Annotated in this window: 19 protein-coding genes; 10 read left to right on the plus strand and 9 right to left on the minus strand. The window is 71.8% G+C overall.

Going from position 1 to position 17,838, the window contains the following annotated elements; translation table 11 throughout:
- Window positions 1-55 precede the first annotated feature (55 nt).
- From DV20_RS02550 to DV20_RS02570, 5 genes are all read right to left on the minus strand, one after another.
- Window positions 56-787 (minus strand): lipoate--protein ligase family protein, encoded by a 732-nt coding sequence (locus tag DV20_RS02550; RefSeq protein WP_043776092.1) that lies wholly within the window; start codon window positions 785-787, stop codon window positions 56-58.
- On the minus strand, window positions 784-2,172 hold the full coding sequence (locus tag DV20_RS02555) for an NAD(P)(+) transhydrogenase (Re/Si-specific) subunit beta (protein ID WP_043776095.1): 1,389 nt from the start codon (window positions 2,170-2,172) through the stop codon (window positions 784-786). Before DV20_RS02555 ends, DV20_RS02550 begins: the two co-directional genes overlap by 4 nt.
- Window positions 2,169-2,474, minus strand: coding sequence for an NAD(P) transhydrogenase subunit alpha (locus DV20_RS02560; protein ID WP_043776145.1), 306 nt, complete (start codon window positions 2,472-2,474; stop codon window positions 2,169-2,171). The genes DV20_RS02555 and DV20_RS02560 overlap by 4 nt, the downstream gene beginning before the upstream one ends.
- 5 nt (window positions 2,475-2,479) lie before the next feature.
- Window positions 2,480-3,592 carry a Re/Si-specific NAD(P)(+) transhydrogenase subunit alpha gene (locus DV20_RS02565; protein ID WP_043776097.1) on the minus strand — a complete coding sequence of 371 codons (1,113 nt, stop codon included), beginning with the start codon at window positions 3,590-3,592 and terminating at the stop codon, window positions 2,480-2,482.
- Window positions 3,593-3,714: 122 nt separating this feature from the next.
- A complete protein-coding gene (locus tag DV20_RS02570) occupies window positions 3,715-4,374 on the minus strand; it encodes a TetR family transcriptional regulator (RefSeq protein ID WP_043776099.1) in 660 nt (219 codons plus the stop codon).
- Between the two features lie 94 nt (window positions 4,375-4,468).
- Between DV20_RS02570 and DV20_RS02575 the strand changes: the two genes are divergently transcribed.
- From DV20_RS02575 to DV20_RS02595, 5 genes are all read left to right on the plus strand, one after another.
- A complete protein-coding gene (locus DV20_RS02575; RefSeq protein WP_043776101.1) occupies window positions 4,469-5,536 on the plus strand; it encodes a ferredoxin reductase in 1,068 nt (355 codons plus the stop codon).
- A gap of 11 nt (window positions 5,537-5,547) precedes the next feature.
- Window positions 5,548-6,654 (plus strand): fatty acid desaturase family protein, encoded by a 1,107-nt coding sequence (locus DV20_RS02580; protein WP_043776102.1) that lies wholly within the window; start codon window positions 5,548-5,550, stop codon window positions 6,652-6,654.
- Between the two features lie 7 nt (window positions 6,655-6,661).
- The gene (locus tag DV20_RS02585; RefSeq protein WP_043776105.1) at window positions 6,662-6,862 is read left to right on the plus strand and encodes a hypothetical protein; all 201 of its coding nucleotides are present in this window, start codon (window positions 6,662-6,664) and stop codon (window positions 6,860-6,862) included.
- Between the two features lie 398 nt (window positions 6,863-7,260).
- Window positions 7,261-8,559, plus strand: coding sequence for a sensor histidine kinase (locus DV20_RS02590; protein ID WP_043776106.1), 1,299 nt, complete (start codon window positions 7,261-7,263; stop codon window positions 8,557-8,559).
- 9 nt (window positions 8,560-8,568) lie between these two features.
- On the plus strand, window positions 8,569-9,213 hold the full coding sequence (locus DV20_RS02595; protein WP_043776108.1) for a response regulator transcription factor: 645 nt from the start codon (window positions 8,569-8,571) through the stop codon (window positions 9,211-9,213).
- Here the strand turns inward: DV20_RS02595 and DV20_RS02600 are convergent.
- Window positions 9,198-9,845, minus strand: a complete 648-nt coding sequence (locus tag DV20_RS02600) for a TetR/AcrR family transcriptional regulator (RefSeq protein WP_043776110.1) — start codon at window positions 9,843-9,845, stop codon at window positions 9,198-9,200. The two genes, DV20_RS02595 and DV20_RS02600, sit on opposite strands and share 16 nt — an antisense overlap.
- A gap of 53 nt (window positions 9,846-9,898) precedes the next feature.
- On the opposite strand from DV20_RS02600, the gene DV20_RS02605 reads away from it, so the two are divergent.
- The 3 genes from DV20_RS02605 to DV20_RS02615 are packed head-to-tail and all read left to right on the plus strand — an operon-like array spanning window position 9,899 to window position 11,878.
- On the plus strand, window positions 9,899-10,258 hold the full coding sequence (locus tag DV20_RS02605) for a cupin domain-containing protein (RefSeq protein WP_043776112.1): 360 nt from the start codon (window positions 9,899-9,901) through the stop codon (window positions 10,256-10,258).
- The gene (locus tag DV20_RS02610; RefSeq protein ID WP_051735767.1) at window positions 10,255-11,457 is read left to right on the plus strand and encodes an MFS transporter; all 1,203 of its coding nucleotides are present in this window, start codon (window positions 10,255-10,257) and stop codon (window positions 11,455-11,457) included. Before DV20_RS02605 ends, DV20_RS02610 begins: the two co-directional genes overlap by 4 nt.
- Window positions 11,458-11,467: 10 nt before the next feature.
- Window positions 11,468-11,878: a secondary thiamine-phosphate synthase enzyme YjbQ gene (locus tag DV20_RS02615; protein WP_043776114.1), complete on the plus strand. Its 411-nt coding sequence runs from the start codon at window positions 11,468-11,470 to the stop codon at window positions 11,876-11,878.
- On the opposite strand, the gene DV20_RS02620 is transcribed toward DV20_RS02615, so the two are convergent.
- Window positions 11,816-12,808 (minus strand): YhgE/Pip domain-containing protein, encoded by a 993-nt coding sequence (locus DV20_RS02620; protein WP_043776117.1) that lies wholly within the window; start codon window positions 12,806-12,808, stop codon window positions 11,816-11,818. The two genes, DV20_RS02615 and DV20_RS02620, sit on opposite strands and share 63 nt — an antisense overlap.
- 105 nt (window positions 12,809-12,913) lie before the next feature.
- Here DV20_RS02620 and DV20_RS02625 point away from each other — a divergent pair, with 105 nt between their 5' ends.
- Both DV20_RS02625 and DV20_RS02630 read left to right on the plus strand, forming a co-directional pair.
- On the plus strand, window positions 12,914-13,609 hold the full coding sequence (locus tag DV20_RS02625; RefSeq protein WP_043776119.1) for an HAD family hydrolase: 696 nt from the start codon (window positions 12,914-12,916) through the stop codon (window positions 13,607-13,609).
- 111 nt (window positions 13,610-13,720) lie between these two features.
- Entirely contained in the window at window positions 13,721-15,847 is a 2,127-nt protein-coding gene (locus DV20_RS02630) for a bifunctional lysylphosphatidylglycerol flippase/synthetase MprF (protein WP_200876340.1), read from the plus strand.
- Here the strand turns inward: DV20_RS02630 and DV20_RS02635 are convergent.
- Together DV20_RS02635 and DV20_RS02640 are read right to left on the minus strand one after the other, a co-directional pair.
- Window positions 15,825-16,499, minus strand: a complete 675-nt coding sequence (locus DV20_RS02635; protein WP_043776122.1) for a hypothetical protein — start codon at window positions 16,497-16,499, stop codon at window positions 15,825-15,827. The genes DV20_RS02630 and DV20_RS02635 overlap by 23 nt on opposite strands.
- Before the next feature lie 27 nt (window positions 16,500-16,526).
- Window positions 16,527-17,792 (minus strand): citrate/2-methylcitrate synthase, encoded by a 1,266-nt coding sequence (locus DV20_RS02640; RefSeq protein ID WP_051735768.1) that lies wholly within the window; start codon window positions 17,790-17,792, stop codon window positions 16,527-16,529.
- Window positions 17,793-17,838 lie beyond the last annotated feature (46 nt).

Here is a 17,838-nt window from a genome sequence, read left to right on the forward strand (position 1 = left end):
CGGGTCAACCCCCGCCTACCACGCACGACGAGCCGCGGCAGAGAGCCGGGCCGGATCAGGCCGCGCGCTGGGCGCCGTCGGCGTGCCAGGACGGGTAGCGGTAGCGGGTGTGCAGCAAGGCGCGTTGCCGCGCCAGTTCGGCCGCCGACGGCGGACGGGGCACGAGCGTCCCGAGCAGCTGCGACGCCGCCGCGCGCACCGCCGCCTCGACCGCCGGGAACCCGGGCCGCAGGCCGTGCTCGGCCAGCGACGCCACCGGGCTGCGGTGCGAGTCGAGCGGCCGCGGGTCCGGCGGTGCGCTGGTCAGGTAGCGGCCGACGAGCCCAGCCGACGTCTCGACCAGCAGCGTCGAGTGCGCCAGCAGGCCGGTCTTCGTGCGGAACACGGCGAACCCGCACAGCTTCGCGTCGCCGACGAACAGCCCTCGGTCGCCGATCCGCGGCACCAGCCCGAGCTGGTCGACCGCGGCGCTCATCACCTGGCCGAGCGCCTCCAGCGGCCGGTCGGCCGGACCCGGCAGCACCAGCGTCACGTTCAGGTTGCCCGGGTCGTGGAACACCGTGCCGCCGCCGCTGGCCCGCCGCAGCACCGGGACGCCGTCACGCGCACACTCCGCGACGCGCACTTCGCGCGTGATCCGCTGCCCGCGCCCCACCACGACGCAGACCGGGTTGCGCCAGAGCCACAGCACCGGTGACTCGGGCGCAACCCGGAGGAGCGCTTCGTCGAACGCGAGATTCTCGGCCGGATCCGTGAACGCCGCACGAACATCCGACCCGGTCGTCATAGCGCCTTGAGTTCCTCCACGATCTCGCCCACCGACGACTTGGCGTCCCCGAAGAGCATGCTGGTCTTCGGATCGTAGAACAGGTCGTTGTCGATGCCGGCGAACCCGGAGCTCATCCCGCGTTTCAAGACGATCACGGACCGGCTCTCGTTGACCTTGAGGATCGGCATCCCGTAGATCGGCGAGCTCGGGTCGGTCTGCGCGGCCGGGTTCGTGACGTCGTTCGCGCCGATCACCAGCGCGACGTCGGTCTGGGCGAACTCGGAGTTGATCTCGTCCATCTCCTTGAGCTGCTCGTACGGCACGTCGGCCTCGGCGAGCAGCACGTTCATGTGCCCGGGCATCCGGCCGGCCACCGGGTGGATGGCGTACTCGACCGTGATGCCCTTCTTCTCCAGCAGCTTCGCCATCTCGCGGACGGTGTGCTGCGCCTGCGCCACGGCCATGCCGTACCCCGGCACGACGACGACCTTGCTCGCGTAGGCCATCTGGATCGCCGTGTCGGCCGCGCTGGTCGACCGCACCGGGCGGGCTTCCTTCGCCGCGCCGCCGGCCGCGATCGCCGGGCCGCCGCCGAAGCCGCCCGCGACGATCGCCGGGATGGACCGGTTCATCGCCTTGGCCATCAAGTTGGTCAGGATCGAGCCGGACGCGCCGACGATCATGCCGGCCACGATCAGCGCCGTGTTGTCCAGCGCCAGGCCCATCGCCGCGGCCGAAAGCCCGGTGAAGGCGTTGAGCAGCGAGATCACCACCGGCATGTCCGCGCCGCCGATCGGCAGCACCACGGTGAGGCCGAGAATGCCCGAAGCGACGAGCAGCCCCACGATCAGCAGCCACGAGTCGCCGCCGGCGACGATGGCCACCGCGCAGGCGAGGGCGATCAGCAGGAGCAGCGCGTTGACCGGCTGCTGCAGCTTCCCGAGGGTGATCGGGCGGCCGCTGATCAGCTCCTGGAGCTTGCCGAACGCGATGTTCGAGCCCCAGAAGGAGATCGACCCGATGATCGCCGCGAACAGCGACGCGATCGCGATGTACACCGGCTCGTGCGCGTAGCCGCCGGTGGAGTTGAACTCCACCCACGCGATCAGCGCGACCGCGCCGCCGCCGACGCCGTTGAACAGCGCGACCATCTGCGGCATCGCGGTCATCTTGACCTTGCGCGCCGACGGGACGCCGACGACGACACCGATCCCGACGCCGAGGGCGATGAGCACCCAGTTGCCCATCCCGGGGGTGAGCAGGGTGGCGACGACGGCGATGCCCATGCCGGCCGCGGCGATCCAGTTGCCGCGGACGGCGGTGCGCGGGCCGGTCAGGCCCATCAGGCCGTAGATGAACAGGGCGAAGGCGATGATGTAGAGGATCGCGATGAAGTCGGTCACTTCGTCTCCTCCTCATCGGCCGGGGCGGGTTTCTTGCCCTTGAACATCGACAGCATCCGGTCGGTGACGAGGAACCCGCCGACGACGTTGATGGTGCCGAAGGCGATGGCGATCACCAGCAGGATCTTGTTGAACACGCCGTCGACGCCGAGGCCGAGCACGACCAGCCCGCCGAGCAGCACGATGCCGTGGATGGCGTTGGTGCCCGACATCAGCGGCGTGTGCAGGGTGTTGGGCACCTTCGAAATGACGGCGAAGCCGACGAACCCGGCGAGCACGAGTACCGCCAGGTTCTGCACCAGAGGACTCACGACGCGCTCCCTTCGCGCCCGGCCACGCAGGCACCGGCGACGATCTCGTCCTCGAAGTCCAGCTTCAGCTCGCCTTCCTTCGTCACCAGCAGCTCCAGCAGCTCGGTGACGTTGCGGGCGTAGAGCTCGCTGGCGTGCGAGGGCATTTCGGCGGGCAGGTTCAGCGGGGCGCAGATGGTGACGTCGTGCTCGACGACGTCCTCGCCCGGTTTGGTGAGTTCGCAGTTGCCGCCGGTCTCACCGGCGAGGTCGACGACGACGGACCCGGCGGGCATGCCCTTGACGGCGTCCGCGGTGACCAGCGTCGGCGCCTTGCGGCCCGGGACCAGCGCCGTGGTGATCACGACGTCGAACTTCGTGATGGCCTCGGTGAGCCGCCGCTGCTGTTCCTCGCGCTCCTCCGGCGTCAGCTCCCGGGCGTACCCGCCTTCGCCGACCGCCTCGATGCCGAGGTCGAGGAACTGCGCGCCGAGCGACTTGACCTGCTCGCCGACCTCGGGCCGCACGTCGTAGCCGGTGGTCTGGGCGCCGAGCCGTTTCGCCGTGGCCAGCGCCTGCAGGCCGGCGACACCGGCGCCGAGCACCAGCACCTTGGCCGGCGGGACGGTGCCGGCCGCGGTGGTGAGCATCGGGAAGAACCGCGGGAGCTTCTGCGCGGCGAGCAGGACCGCGCGGTAACCGCCGATGCTGGCCTGCGACGACAGCGCGTCCATCGCCTGCGCCCGGGAAATGCGCGGGACGGCCTCCATCGCGAAGGCGCGCAACCCCGCTTCTTCGAGCTTCGCGAGCCCCTCCGGGTTGCCGCGCGGGTCGAGGAAACCGACGAGCACGGCACCCCGGCTCAGTTTCGCGACTTCCTCCGGCGAAGGCGGGTTGACCTTCACGACGACCGGGGCGCCCCACGCGTCGCCGAGTTCGGCGCCCGCTCGGGTGTACGCGTCGTCACTCAGGTGCGCACCGGCTCCGGCACCCGGCTCGACGACGACGCGCAGCCCGCGCTGCGCGAGCCGCCCGACGAGCTTGGGCACCATGGCCACCCGCCGCTCCCCGGGGCGTGATTCGGCCACCACACCCACGGTGAGCTGCTGACTCTGTTCGCTGTCCGTCACACGACCTCCTCATCGGCGAGGCACGATCCGAGGGTTGTACCACGCCGGACCGACAGTCCCCAGTGACGTGGGTCGCAAGTCTCGCGGTTGTGCCAGAAGATACGAAGGCCGGGAGGAAACGTTCAGCTGCTTTTCCAGTGCGGGACGCCGAGCAGGACCAGGCGCAGCCGTTTTTCCGCCGTTCCGGTGATTTTCACGTCCTCACCTGGGCGGGCTTCCAGCAGCTCGACAATGGTCGTCAGCATCACGGAAACGATCAAGTCGGCCAGCATGTGCAGGTCTTCGGTGCTCCACTCGCGCAGCTTCGGAAACCGCGCGAGGTCGATCGCGAGGTCGCCGGAAAACAGCCGGAGTTCGGCGGCGATCGCCTGGGCGAGCGGGCCGCCGGCGTACCGCTCGCGGGCCAGGAACCGGAAATGGTCCTCGTGCGCCCGGACGAACCGGTGCAGCGTCGTCACCGAAGCGCTGATCATCCCCTGGTAGGTGTCCGGATCCGTGCGGGCCGAGCGGATCATCCCGCGCAGCGTGCGCGTCGCCTCTTCGACCAGCGCGACGCCCAGGTCCTCCATCGAGGCGAAGTGCCGGTAGAAGGCGGTCGGGACGATGCCGGCGCCCTTCGCCACCTCGCGCAGCGAAAGCGTGGCGAACGGGCGGTCGGCCAGCAGCTCGAGGGCGGTGTCCAGCAACGTCTGCCGGGTGCGCAGTTTGCGCTCTTGGCGGCTCACCGGCGTCAGGGGTTCGGACACGGGTTCCAGAGTACGGATGTCCACCGCGTTGCTCACGTCACATCCTTCGCGTCTCGCGTTGACAGGGCGTCCACTCCTGCAGTGCACTGTTGAGTGTACAGTCGTTCACTGTAACCGAGGAGGTTCGGAGATGACGGCGCTCATCCCCCGGCGGGTGCGCGGCCTCGCCTCGCTGGCCGAGGCGCTGCTGACGCCGCACGGGATGGACCGGTACCTGGAGCTCGTCGACCCGATGCTGGTCCGCCGCGAGATCCGCGGGCTGGTCACGGCGGTGCGCAAGCAGACGCCGGACAGCGTCACCCTCACCGTCCGGCCCAGCCGCGCGTGGCCCGGCTTCACCGCCGGCCAGTACGTCCGGGTGCAGGTGGAGATCGACGGCGTCCGGCGCACGCGCTGCTATTCACCGTGCGGTTCGCAGTACGACGGCGAACTGGAGTTCACGGTCAAGGAGCAGGGCCTGGTCTCCGGGCACCTGAACCGGGCGATCGGGGTCGGCTCGGTGGTCAATCTGTCCACTCCGGACGGCAGCTTCACCCTGCCCGCCGAGCGGCCGGACCGCGTGCTGCTGATCGCCGGCGGCAGCGGCATCACGCCGGTGCTCGCCATGGCCCGCACGCTGGTCGACGAACGGCACGCCGGCGAGATCGTGTTCGTGCAGTACTCGAACAGCCCGGCCGACGCCCTCTACCGCACCGAACTGGCCGAGCTCGCCGCCCGGCACCCCGGCCTGCGGGTGGTGCACGCCCACACCCACTCCGAGGGCGGTGACCTGAACGGCTTCTTCGCGCCGGAGCACCTGGAGCGGGTCGCGCCCTGGTTCCGCGACGCGGAGACGTTCGTCTGCGGCCCGAAGCCGCTGATGGACGCCGTGCGCGAGGAACTCGGTGAACGCGTGCACACCGAAGAGTTCACGCCGCCGGCGTTGACCTTCGACACCGAAAACGCCGAGGGCCAGGTGCGCTTCAAGCGCAGCGGCCGCGAGTGCGCCAACTCGGGGAAGCCGTTGCTGGAGCAGGCCGAGGAAGCCGGGCTCTCGCCGGAGCACGGCTGCCGGATGGGCATCTGCTTCTCCTGCACCCAGCTGAAGACCGCCGGACGCGTCCGGAACGCGAAGACGGGCGAGATCTCCGGCGAAGAAGACGAAGAAATCCAGCTCTGCATCTCCGTCCCGGTCGGGGACGTCGAGATCGACGCTTAAGGAGTTCCACCATGACCGGTCTGCAGGACCGCCTGACCCCGGAACAGGTCGAGGAGTTCGGCCGCGAGCTCGACGCGCTGCGCCAGCGGATCGTCGACGACCTGGGCCAGGAGGACGTCGACTACATCCACGACATCATCAAGAAGCAGCGCGGCCTGGAGGTCGCCGGGCGAGCACTGCTGTTCGCCGGCTTCTTCCCGCCGGCGTGGCTCGCCGGCGTCGGCGCGCTGTCGCTGGCCAAGATCCTGGACAACATGGAGATCGGCCACAACGTCATGCACGGCCAGTACGACTGGACGCGCGACCCGGCGCTGAGCTCGCAGCGGTTCGAGTGGGACACCGTGGCGCCGGCGGAGAACTGGCGGCACTCCCACAACTACATCCACCACACGTACACGAACATCGTCGACAAGGACCGCGACGTCGGCTACGGCATCCTGCGGATGGACACCGCCCAGAAGTGGCACCCGTACTACCTGGGCAACCCGGTGTACGCGACGCTGCTGGCGATCTTCTTCCAGTGGGGCGTCATGCTGCACGACCTCGAGGTCGAGAACGTCGTCAAGGGCGAGCGGTCGTGGGCCGACAACGTGCCGGTGCTGCGCCGCATCGTGCGCAAGGCCTCCCGGCAGATCGGCAAGGACTACGTCCTGTTCCCGCTGCTGACCGGCCCGCTGGCCCCGCTGACCTTCCTCGGCAACGCGACGGCGAACCTGACCCGCAACCTGTGGGCGTTCGCGATCATCTTCTGCGGCCACTTCCCGGCGGACGTCGAGAGCTTCACCGAGGAGGAAACGGCCGAGGAGTCGCGCGGCCAGTGGTACCTCCGCCAGATCCTGGGTTCGGCGAACATCACCGGCGGCCCCCTGTTCCACATCCTGAGCGGCAACCTGTCGCACCAGATCGAGCACCACCTGTTCCCGGACATCCCGGCGCGCCGGTACCCGCAGATCGCCGGCGAGGTGCGGGAGATCTGCGAAAAGTACGGGCTGCCGTACCACACCGGCCCGCTGCGCAAGCAGCTCTGGTCGGTGGCGAAGAAGATCGTGAAGCTGGCCCTGCCCACCGCGCCGTCCCCGACTACCGTGGAACCCGACCGGCAGCTCCGAGCAGCGTGAGGGTGACATGGTGGGCCAGTTCGAACGGGAGAAGGACACCCTGCAGGTGATCACCGAATCGGCGGCGACGCACGTCGGCAACATAGCGTCGATCATCACGGGCGCCGTCCGCGACATCGCGCGGGAGACGGGCGAGTGGCTCACCGACGTGATCGAGATGCGGGAAGCGGCGCAGCGGGCCCGGGAAGACGACCCGGACACGCCCTGACGCGGCTTTCGCGCCGTGGTCGAGATCGTGCGGGTGGAGGCCGCCGGCGACGGCCGGATGGCACCGACGATCCCGCCGTTCGACCGGCCCTGAGGCCGGTCGAAGCCGCAGTCTCGGCGGCGGAATCGTCGGTGCCGGCCGGTAGAGTGGAAAACGGGGGGCGCCCCGCGGCCGGACAGCCGAATCCGCCGGTCCCGGCGCGCTTTCCCCCAGGCCCAATGGGGAAAACCGGCTGGGCAACGCCCCGCCCCCAGCGCGCTTCCCCCGGCCCGATAGGGGAAAACCGGCCGGGCAACGCTCCCGCCCCCAGCGCCTCCCACAGGCCCGATGGGCGAAACCGGCCGGGCAACACCCCCGCCTCCCAGCGCTTTCCCCCGGCCCGATGGGGGGAAAACCGGATGGGCAACACCCAGCCCCCCGGCAACACTGAACCCGTGACCACCCTCGACCCACCCCACCCCCTGCGCCGCGTCTTCGGCCCCCTCGCCACGCGGGACTTCCGGGCCGAGTACCTCTGGCTCTGGCTGGCCGCCCCGCTGACCCTCTTCTCCCTGCTCAGCTTCGTCGTCGTCGTCGCGCTCGGCCTCTGGCTCACCCCCGTGCTGGTCGGGTTCCTCGTCCTCGCCGGGGCCGTCTTCTACGCCCGGGGCCTCGGCGCCGCTCACCGCAGGCTCGCGCGAGCCCTGCTCGGCGTCAGCGTTCCCGCCCCGCGGCGGCCCGAACTCAAGCCCGGGCTGTGGAGCTGGGTCAAAGCGCGCGTCGGCGATCCCGCGGGCTGGCGGGCCGCCGGTTACCTGCTCCTGCGCCTGCCGTTGACGATCGCCGGGCTCTTCACCGTCTTCGCCGCGACCATTTACAGCTTCGTCGCCACCACCTACTCCTTCCTGTGGTTCCCGATGGGCGATCGGCAGCTGCCTGTCTTCGACATCCGGGCCGACCACTGGGCCGGCGCGCTCGCCTGGTCGGCGTCCGGGCTGCTGGTCCTCGTCGCGCTGCCGTGGGTGACGCACGCCTTCGTCGCCCTCGACCGGCTGCTGGTCGTCGGGCTGCTCGGCGAGCGCGAGCTGTCCGAGCGGGTGCGGGACCTCGAGGCGAGCCGCGCGACCGCGGTCGAGGACGCCGCCCTCCGGCTGCGGCGGATCGAACGGGACCTCCACGACGGTGCGCAGGCCCAGCTCGTCGCACTGGCCATGAAGCTCGGCCTGGCCAAGGACGAGCTCGCGGACGTCGACCTGCCGCAGGTCAAGGAGCTCGTCACCGCCGCGCACGCCAACGCCAAACAGGCGCTGACCGAGCTGCGCGACCTCGCCCGCGGCATCCACCCGGCCGCCCTCGACGCCGGCCTCGACGTCGCCCTCGCCACGCTCGTCGCGACGTCCGGGATCGACGCGCGGGTCGCGGTGGACCTGCCGCGCCGTCCGCCGCCGTCGCTGGAGACGATCGTCTACTTCAGCGCCGCCGAGCTGCTCACGAACGCCGCCAAGCACGGCGGGACCACGCTGGTCGAAGTCACCGAAGCGCACCACGCTCTCCAGCTGCGGGTCCGTGACAGCGGCCCCGGCGGCGCCCGGATCGTGCCGGGCGGCGGGCTGGCCGGCGTCGTCGAACGGCTGCGGACGGTCGACGGCGAGCTGACCGTCACCAGCCCGCCGGGCGGTCCGACCGAAGTGACCGCGCGGGTGCCGCTGCCCCGCTAGGGTCGCGGCATGCGGATCGTCATCGCGGAGGACTCCACCATCCTGCGCCAGGGCCTCGTCGAGCTGCTGACCTTCCGCGGCCACGAGGTCGTCGCCGCGGTGAAGGACGCCGAAGCGCTGCGCGAAGCGGTCACCGGCCACACCCCCGACGTGTCCATTGTGGATATCCGGATGCCGCCGTCGCACACCGACGAGGGCCTGCGGGCGGCGATCGCGCTGCGCCGCGAGCTCCCGGGCTGCGCGGTCCTGCTGTTCTCCCAGTACGTCGAGACGAAGTACGCGGCCCAGCTGCTGGCCGATCGCGCGGGCGGCGTCGGCTACCTGCTCAAGGACCGCGTCGCCGAGGTCTCGGACTTCCTCGACGCGCTGCGCCGGGTCGCGGACGGCGAAACGGTCCTCGACCCCGAGGTCGTCAGCCAGCTGTTCTCGGCGACGCGCCGGACGGACGCGCTCGGCGGTCTCACCCCGCGGGAGCGCGAGGTGCTGGGCCTGATGGCGGAAGGCCGGTCGAACTCCGCGATCGCGGCGGAGCTGTTCCTCTCGCCCGGCTCGGTGGAGAAGTACGTGACGTCGATCTTCGGCAAGCTCGGCCTGCCACCGTCCGAAGGGGACAATCGCCGCGTGCTCGCGGTGCTGCGCTACCTGGAGTCCTGAGCCAGCAGCCCGTCGACGAAGGCCCGCAGGCCCGCCCGGTAGGTGTCGCGCGCGCTCAGCTCCGGCCAGCGGTCGCCGACGACGGCGAGGTGCGGGAAGCGGGCCCTGTCGAGCTCGGCGAACACCTGGTCGCGGTAGCGGGGCCGGTCCTCGGCGGCCCGCCGCCCGGCGCGGGCGCGGACCAGGATTTCGCCGATCGTGTAGTACCAGACGTTCCGGTACACCTCGACCGCCCGCTCGGGCGGGCACCCGCAGCCCAGCGCGCCCCCGACGATCGCGTCGACCATCCACAGCGCCGACTCGCCGAGGAAGTCGTCGGCCGTGAGCACCTCCGCGATCTCGGGGTGCGCGGCGAGCGCGTCGTGCATCAGGGTCGCCGCGGCGACGATGCGCTCCCGCGGCTCCTCCGGCAGGCCGGGCCGCGGCAGCCGGGCGGCGTAGTGCTCCAGCAGCTGGATCAGCAGTTCGTCCTTGTCGCGCACGTGGTGGTACAGCGTCGTGGCCCCGACACCGAGTTCCGCGGCGAGCCGGCGGATCGTCAGCTTCTCCCGGCCGTCCCGGTCGAGGATCGTCCGCGCGGCTTCGAGGATCTGCTCGCGGGACGTCGAGGGCGGCCGCCCGATACGTGGCACGTCCCCATCATGCCCGGTCGACAACTCAGGCCGGCCGCTGCTACTTTCGGAACATGTTCGAAAACTACGACCTGTTCAGCACCGCGATCCAGTTGCGGCCGGGGGGCGTGGCCGAGCCAGGGACCGCCGACGGCACCAGCCTGTGGAGCGTCGGCGCGTTCCACGCCGACGACGACCGCGCCGTGCACGGGCACCTCTGGGAACGCCACCCCGAAGGCCACGAAGTCCTCGTCGTCCTGTCCGGATCACTGCACGTCCACGTGCGCGGCGAAGGGCTGGTGACGACGTTGACGGCGGGGCGGTCGTTCATCGTCCCGCCCGGCCGTTGGCACCGGCTGAGCGTGGCGGAGCCGGGCGACCTGCTGTCGATCACGCCCCGGATCGGCACCGAACACGAGAGGGTCGTGGCGTGAGACGTCCGGTCCTCGTCGTCTGCCTGGCCGTCTTCGGCCTGATGGCGGGCCAGCAGCTGCTCAACCCGATCCTGCCGCCGCTGGCCCGCGAGTTCGGCTTCAGCGAGTTCGCCTTGGGTGCCGTCTGGGCCGTCGGCGGCGCCGGTGTCGTACTGGCCAGCCCGTTCTGGGGCCGCCGGACCGCGCGCTGGGGGCACCGCCCGGTCCTGCTGGTCTCGCTGTTCGGCGCCGTGGCGAGCCTGCTCGCGTTCGCCTTCGTCGCCCAGCTCGGCCTGGCGAAGGCCATTGCCGTGCCGGTGCTGTTCACGGCGGTGCTGCTCACCCGCGGCGTCCTGTTCGGCCTCGCCTGGGCGGCGACCCCGGTGACCGCGCAGTCCTACATCGCCGACGTGACCGACGGCCCGGCCGAGCGCGTGCGCGGCATGGCGGTGTTCGGCGCGGCCCAGGGCCTCGCGCTCGCCGCCGGTCCCGCGCTCGGCGGCGTCCTGAGCCTCACCGGCGACCTGCTCGTCCCGGTCTACGCCGCCCCGGTCGTCGTGGCCGGGATCGCCGTCGTGATCACGTTCGCGCTGCCCAAGCCGCCGAAGCGGGCGACCCGGCCGGCGACGGTGAAGGTGAGCCCGTTCGACAAGCGCTTCGGGCCGTTCCTGACCCTCGGCTTCGGCCTGTACCTGGCCTTGGCCATCGTCCTGATGACCGTCGGCTTCCTGGTGCAGGACCGGCTGCACCTGACCACCCGGGACACCGGCCGCGTCACGGGCCTGGTCATGCTGGCCGGGGCGGCGATGATCATCCTCGTCCAGGTGGTCGTGGTCCCGCGGCTGGGCTGGGCCCCGCTGCGGCTGGTCCGGGTCGGCGCGGTCGTCATGACCGGCGGGATGCTCGCGGTGGCCGTCGGTCCGAACGGGCTGCTGCTCGGTGCCGGGGTGGCCGTGCTCGGCGCCGGGATGGGCTTCGCGACGCCGGGGTTCATGTCCGCCCCGACGCTGCTGGCCACGCGGGAAGAGCAGGGTGCGGTCGCCGGGCTCATGGGGTCGAGCAGCGCGCTGGCGTTCATGGGCGGGCCGTTGCTGGGGACCGGCCTCTACGAGATCGCACCGGTCGTCCCCTACCTCGCCGGCGCGGTGCTCCTCGCGGCGCTGACGGCGTTCGCGTTCACGGTCACCGGCGAACCCGCGAAGGAGCCCGCGGCTCCCTAGGCTGGGCCGCATGTACTCCACCGAGATCGAGGTCCGCACCGGCTCCGCAGCCGTCGTCCACGACCTCACCCACGAAGCCGAGGCCTTCCTGCGCGACGCCGACGCCACCGACGGGCTGCTGCACGTCTGGGTCCCGCACGCCACCGCCGGGCTGGCCATCCTGGAAACCGGCGCCGGCAGCGACGAAGACCTGCTGACCGCGCTCGACGAGCTGCTCCCCCGCGACGGCCGCTGGCGGCACCGGCACGGGAGCCCGGGTCACGGCCGTGACCACGTGCTCCCGGCGCTGGTGCCGCCCTACGCGACGGTTCCGGTGCTCGGCGGCGTCCTGGCGCTGGGCACCTGGCAGTCGATCTGCCTAGTGGACACCAACCTCGACAACCCCGTCCGCAAGGTGCGCTTCAGCCTCCTGGCGGGCTGACCGGGCCGGCCACAGCGCCACCAGCAGGCCCGCGGCCAGCAGCGCGCCGAGCACCCCCAGCGCGGTCGTCACGTCGGGGGCGTCCGGCACGCCCTGAAGCAGGCTGCGCAGGCCTTCGGCGGCGAACCGGAACGGCGTCCACGACCACAGCAGCGCGCGGTAGGCCGGGTTCAGCAGCTCCGGCACCTGCCCGGCCACCGCGGGCGCGACCAGGTACAGCGGCGCGAGAACGGCCATCGCGCGCAGGCCCAGCAGGCGCAGCAGCCCGGCCTGCACGGCGGCGAACGCCGTCGCGGCGAGGAAGACGAAGCCGAGGACGTCGGCGGTCAGCGGCAGCGCGGCGTCCCACAGCGCGAAGAACCCGGCCACCACCGCCGTGACCAGCACGCCCGCGCCGGTGATCTGCAGAAACCGCGCGCCGGCTCCGAGCGACCGCCCGGTCCGCTTCGCGAGCTGGGTCAGCGCGGGCCCGGCGACGAGCGCGCCGATCCACGCCAGCGCGCTCGCGGCCAGCGGCGCGACGCGGCCGGCGAGGCTCACCGGGTGCAGGACCTCCTGCTTCGGCGCGCCGGCCAGCGCGGTCGCGGCGCCGGTCAGGGCCTGCTGCGCGACCTGGGTACCGGCCGGGTTGACCGCCCCCGACGTCACCACGGTCGCGGCCGGTCCCGGCGCCAGTTCGAGCACGCCGTAGACCTTCTTGTCTTCCAGCAGCCGCCGCGCCTCGGCCGGGGTGGCGACGGTCCAGGCGAGCTGGCCGCCGCCGTGGGCGGCGACGCGCTGCGCGATCTCCGGCGGTGCGGCGACGGCGACCGGGACGCCGTCGGGCGCGACGGTGGCCTGCGCGCCGAAGGTGAGGAATCCGAGCACCACCGCCACCAGCGCGCCGGCCAGGGCGGCAACCAGGGCGAGCGCCCCTGTGGGACGGGTCATCACTGCCTCCACTTATTCGTCACTCGTTGAATTACGGCCCAAGGTACGATCCCGTCACCGGAAAGTCAACGCGCGTTGAATAAGCCGCCCGGTAGCCTCGGACCCGTGACGAAGAAGCGGCTGGTGCTCTGGGACATCGACCACACGCTCGTGGACTTCTCCGAACTGGGCGCGGCCTGGTACGGGTCCGCGTTCACCGCCGCGACCGGTGCGACCCTGCGCGTGCACCCGGTGTTCGGCGGCCGCACCGAACGCGCGACGACGACCGACCTGCTCACCGCGAACGGCTTCGAGGCCGCGGAGGAGACGATCCAGGCGCTGTTCCAGGCCCTGGTGGCGGAATCGGAACGCCACCGGCACACCTTCGCGGAGACGGCCCGCGCGCTGCCGGGCGCGGCCGAGGCCCTGACCGCGTTCGCCGCCGGCGGCGACGTCGTCCAGACGCTCGTCACCGGCAACCTGCCGGAGATCTCCCGGCACAAGCTCGCCCCCTTCGGCCTGGACGAGCACCTCGACCTGGAGATCGGCGGCTACGGCACGCTTTCGGTGCACCGCCCGGACCTGGTCCCGCACGCGATGGCGCTGGCGGCGGCCAAGCACGGCACGGAATTCCCCGCCGACGCGGTGGTCGTCATCGGCGACACGCCGAACGACGTGCGGGCCGCCGTGGCCAACGGCGCGGTCTCCGTCGCCGTGGCCACCGGGCACTATTCCGCCGAAGAACTGCGGGCCGAAGGCGCCCACACCGTGCTGCCCGACCTCACCGACACCGACGCGGTCCGGCGCGCGGTCCTCGGCTGACGTCCTCCTCGGGAGGGGGATAACCCTCAGCCGAAAGTACGATTCCCCTAGGGGAAATCTCGTTCCCTTGCCCGATGTCCGCGGTACCGGGAACTCGACAGACTCATCCCCATGACTCACGCAGGGGCGGCGGCAAAGCCCGCCGGAGGGGGACGCGTCCGGAGCACCGTGACCGTCCTCAGGCAGCGGTTGCCGTTCACCACCGGCGTCACGCTCGCGATGCTGGTGCTGGCCGTCGCGACCGGGGCGTTGTGGGACGCCGCCGAAGACCGCGCGGTCTACCCGTTCGTCGCCTACGGTCTGCCGTCGCTGGAGGCGGGCCGGTGGTGGACCATGGTCACCGGGCCGTTCTTCGCCGTCATCCCGTGGTACTACCTCCCGATGGTCGGCAGCTTCGCGCTCTTCGCCGGCTTCGCCGAGTGGAAGCTGGGGACGCGGCGCGCGATGGCCGTGACCATCGTCGGCCAGTTCGTCTCGGTGCTCGTCGCGACCCAGTTCCTCGCGCTGTCACGCAATTCCGGCTGGCTGTGGGCCGAGCGGGTCGCGGGCAGCCTCGACGTCGGGTTCTCCGGCGGCGCGCTCGCCGCGGTGGCGGTCGCCACCGCGACCTTGCGGCCGCCGTGGGCCCTGCGGCTGCGGGCCGGGCTGTGCGTGTACGCCGGCGTCGCGATCGTCTACGTCGGCACGCTGGCCGACCTCGTGCACTTCTTCGCGCTGCTGCTGGCCCTTCCGCTCGGCAAGCGGCTGGTGGGCGCGCGGCGCTCCGGCGGGCAGGCGGCGCCGAACCTGCGGGAGTGGCGGGTGCTGGCCGTGGCCGGCCTGCTGCTGCTCACCATCGCCGAGATCGTGATGTTCCTGGTGCCCGGCGACGGCCCGTTCGGCTCCGACGACGGCGTTTCGCTGTCGGCGCCGGAGCTCGGCATCCTGATCCTGCTGGTCATCCCGATGCTGAACGGGCTGCGCAAGGGCGGGCGCGTCGCGTGGCGCTGGGCCGTCGCGCTGTCGGCGTTCGTGACGGTGCAGGGGCTCGCCGTCGCGACGATCGTCGGGATCGCCGACATCTTCGGCGGCGACTACGACACCGCGGGCCTGCCGCTGTTCTTCGTGGACAATCTCCTGTGGACGGTCGAGCTCGCCGTGCTGATCGCCGCGCGGCACGCCTTCCGCGTGCCGTCGCGACGCCGGCTGCGCCGCCACGCGCAGGGCCCGGGGCCGGCACTGGCCCGCAACCTGCTGGGGCGCCACGGCGGCAGCACGCTGTCGTGGATGACGACCTGGCCGCGCAACACCTACTTCGTCCGCGAGGACGGCCGCTCCTACCTCGCCTACCGCCGCCACGCCGGCGTCGCGGTCGCCCTCGGCGACCCGATCGCGCCGGACGGCACGGCGGCGGCCACGGTCACCGAATTCGCCGCGATGTGCGAGAACACCGGCCAGGTGCCGTGCGTGTTCTCGGCGACGGAAGCCACGGTCGCGGCCACGCGCGAGCTGGGCTGGCAGCACGTCCAGGTGGCCGAGGACAACGTGCTCGACCTCGACGGCCTCGAGTTCCGCGGCAAGGCGTGGCAGGACGTCCGCTCGGCGCTGAACAAGGCGGCCAAGCAGGACATCGAGTTCCGGCTGGTCCGCCTGGCCGACCAGCCCGAGCCGATCCTGGCCCAGGTCCGGGCCTTGTCGGAGGAGTGGATGTCCGGCAAGGCGATGCCGGAGATGGGCTTCACCCTCGGCGGCGTGGACGAGGCCATGGACCCGGCGACCCGCGTCGGGCTGGCGGTCGACGCGGAGGGCACGGTCCACGGCGTGACGTCGTGGCTGCCGGTCCACACCGGGGCCGGCAAGGTCGGCGGCTGGACGCTGGACATCATGCGCCGCAGCGCCCACGGCTTCCGCCCGGTGATGGAGTTCCTGATCGCGTCGGCGTGCCTGGCCTTCCGCGAGGAAGGGGCGCGGTTCGTGTCGCTGTCCGGCGCACCGCTGGCCCGCAGCGGCGACGGCTTCCCGGCCCGCCCGGTGGACCGGGTGCTGGAGTCGCTGGGCCGCGTGATGGAGCCGTACTACGGTTTCCGGTCCCTGCACGCGTTCAAGGCGAAGTTCCAGCCGCGGCACGTCCCGCTGTACCTGGCTTTCCGCGACGAGGCCGACCTTCCGCGCATCGGCCTGGCGCTGAGCCGGGCGTACCTGCCGGACGTCCGCCTGCGGCAGCTGGCGAAGCTGGTCAGTAGCTCTCGGGCACACTGATCCGCTGGGGGAAGCGGATCTTCCGCCGGGTGACGACGTTCTGGTCCTTCGGGATCAGCCGTCCGTCGGTCAGCCGGAGCCAGTGGCCGTTCCGCGAGTCGGTGAAGGCGAGCATCACCCCAGGCGTCATGTCCGGCCGCCGCCACTCCTCGCGGATCGGCATCCGCCACTTCCCCGGCGGCAGGATGGCGTAGAGGTATTCGTCGTCTTCGATGTCCGGGCCGCGGTGCAGGGTCGAGCCGGTCATCGGCAGGTTGTGCACGAGGTCGAACGAGACGACGACGTGGTTGACCGCCTCGGCGTTAGCGTTGGACACGACCATGTACCCCTGGCCGGCGGCGTACTCGATCCACGCGGTGACCTTCGCGGCCTGCTCCTGCCGCTCGCGCAGGTCCCGTTCCCGCCGGTCCGCCTGCGCGAGCCGCCCGTCCCGGATGGCGATCCACAACGCGACCACGACGGCCGCGATCGTGCCGATGCCCCCGACCCACTGCCCGGAGGCGCCCCACCAGTCGGGATCGCGCGGCTCGACGAGCCAGATCCAGGCCTTGGCCAGCAACGGCCCGAAGAGGAGAAGCACCCCGGAAACGGCCAGCACCCCGAACGCGACGGCCCGGATCCGCCCGAGCCGTCTCTCCGCATCACCGCTCATGCCCCGCAGCCTGCCGAATTCCGGCGATCAGCGGTAGGTGTTCATGGTCCGGCTCCGGCCGGCCCGGGCTCCGGTGTAGATCCCGGTCGGCCGGAGCCGGTCGGGTGGTTCGCGGTACTCCTCCAGCGCGTGCGCGATCCAGCCCGCCGTCCGGGCGATCGCCCGGACGGTTTCTCCCGCTCCGGCGACCATCTCGTTCGCGTGACAGAGCACCGCGAGCGCGAAGTCGACGTTGGGCCGGATCCGCGGACGGTCCGCGGTCGCGTCACGCAACCGGACGACCGTAGACCTCAGATCGTCCGGCAAGTCGGAGCCGAGCAGGATTTCCAGGAGCCGGGCGGCACGTGGGTCGCCTCCGGGGTAGAAGTCCTCCCCGAAGCCCGGCGCCTGTCCGCCACCCTCGCGCAGGCGCTCGGACAGTTCGCCCACCGGGTCCCCGCCGCGCAGGGTGTCACGCAGGAACCGGTGCGCCAGCCCGGCCGCCGCGCCGTGCCGTGGGCCGGCCAGCACCCCGAGCCCGGCGCCGACCACGGCATACGGATGGGCTCGCGTCGACGCCGCGAGCCGGGCCGCCATCGTGGAGGCCGCGAGATCGTGGTCGGCCAGAAGCACCATCGCCGCGTCGAGCGCACGCAGGGCTTCGCCGGTGGGCGGACGCGAAGTCAACGCGGGCCACAGCCGCGCTGCCAGCGGAGGCGGCTCCGACCGCGAGATCGGCTGCGGCTCGGCGCCGATTCTCGGCAAGGCCTCGGCCAGCACCGCCAGCAGGGTGCACCCGGTCCGCATGACGGTGTCCGGTTGGACGTCGTAGCGCAGCGGGTCGGCGGTGGCGGCGGCCGCGACGACGATCGGTAGCAGATCGCACGGACGAGCGTCCGCGGCGAGCGGCTTGATCGCGGCCTTGGCCTTCTTCGTCGTGGCGGGCGGCACCGAAAGGCTGGGTGGTTCGTCGGGTGATCCGGTCCAGAGGAGGGCGACGACGGCCTCGAACCCGACAGAACCCGCCAGCTGAGCGACGTCCTGGCCGCGGTAGTGCAGGCTGCCGTCCGTCATGGACGTCAGCCTGGTCTCGATCGACGGCGTCGACCCTTTGGCTGGGGCGCTGCGGGCGTGCTTCGCGGCCAGCCGCCGCACCTCGTCCGCGGCGAACAAGCTCGATCTGCCGTCCTCTCCTCGCCGCCGGCGCAGGAGGCCCCGGCTGACGTAGGCGTAAACCGTTTCCGGCTTCACCCCGAGCAGCCGTGCGGCCTGGTCGGTGGTGAGGGCCCGCTCCGCTGCTTCGTCCGTGGCCATGGGGACAGCTTCTCATATTGATCGAGTCAAGATTGACGGAATTGAT

The sequence above is a fragment of the Amycolatopsis rifamycinica genome (assembly GCF_000695625.1).
Lineage (GTDB): Bacteria > Actinomycetota > Actinomycetes > Mycobacteriales > Pseudonocardiaceae > Amycolatopsis > Amycolatopsis rifamycinica.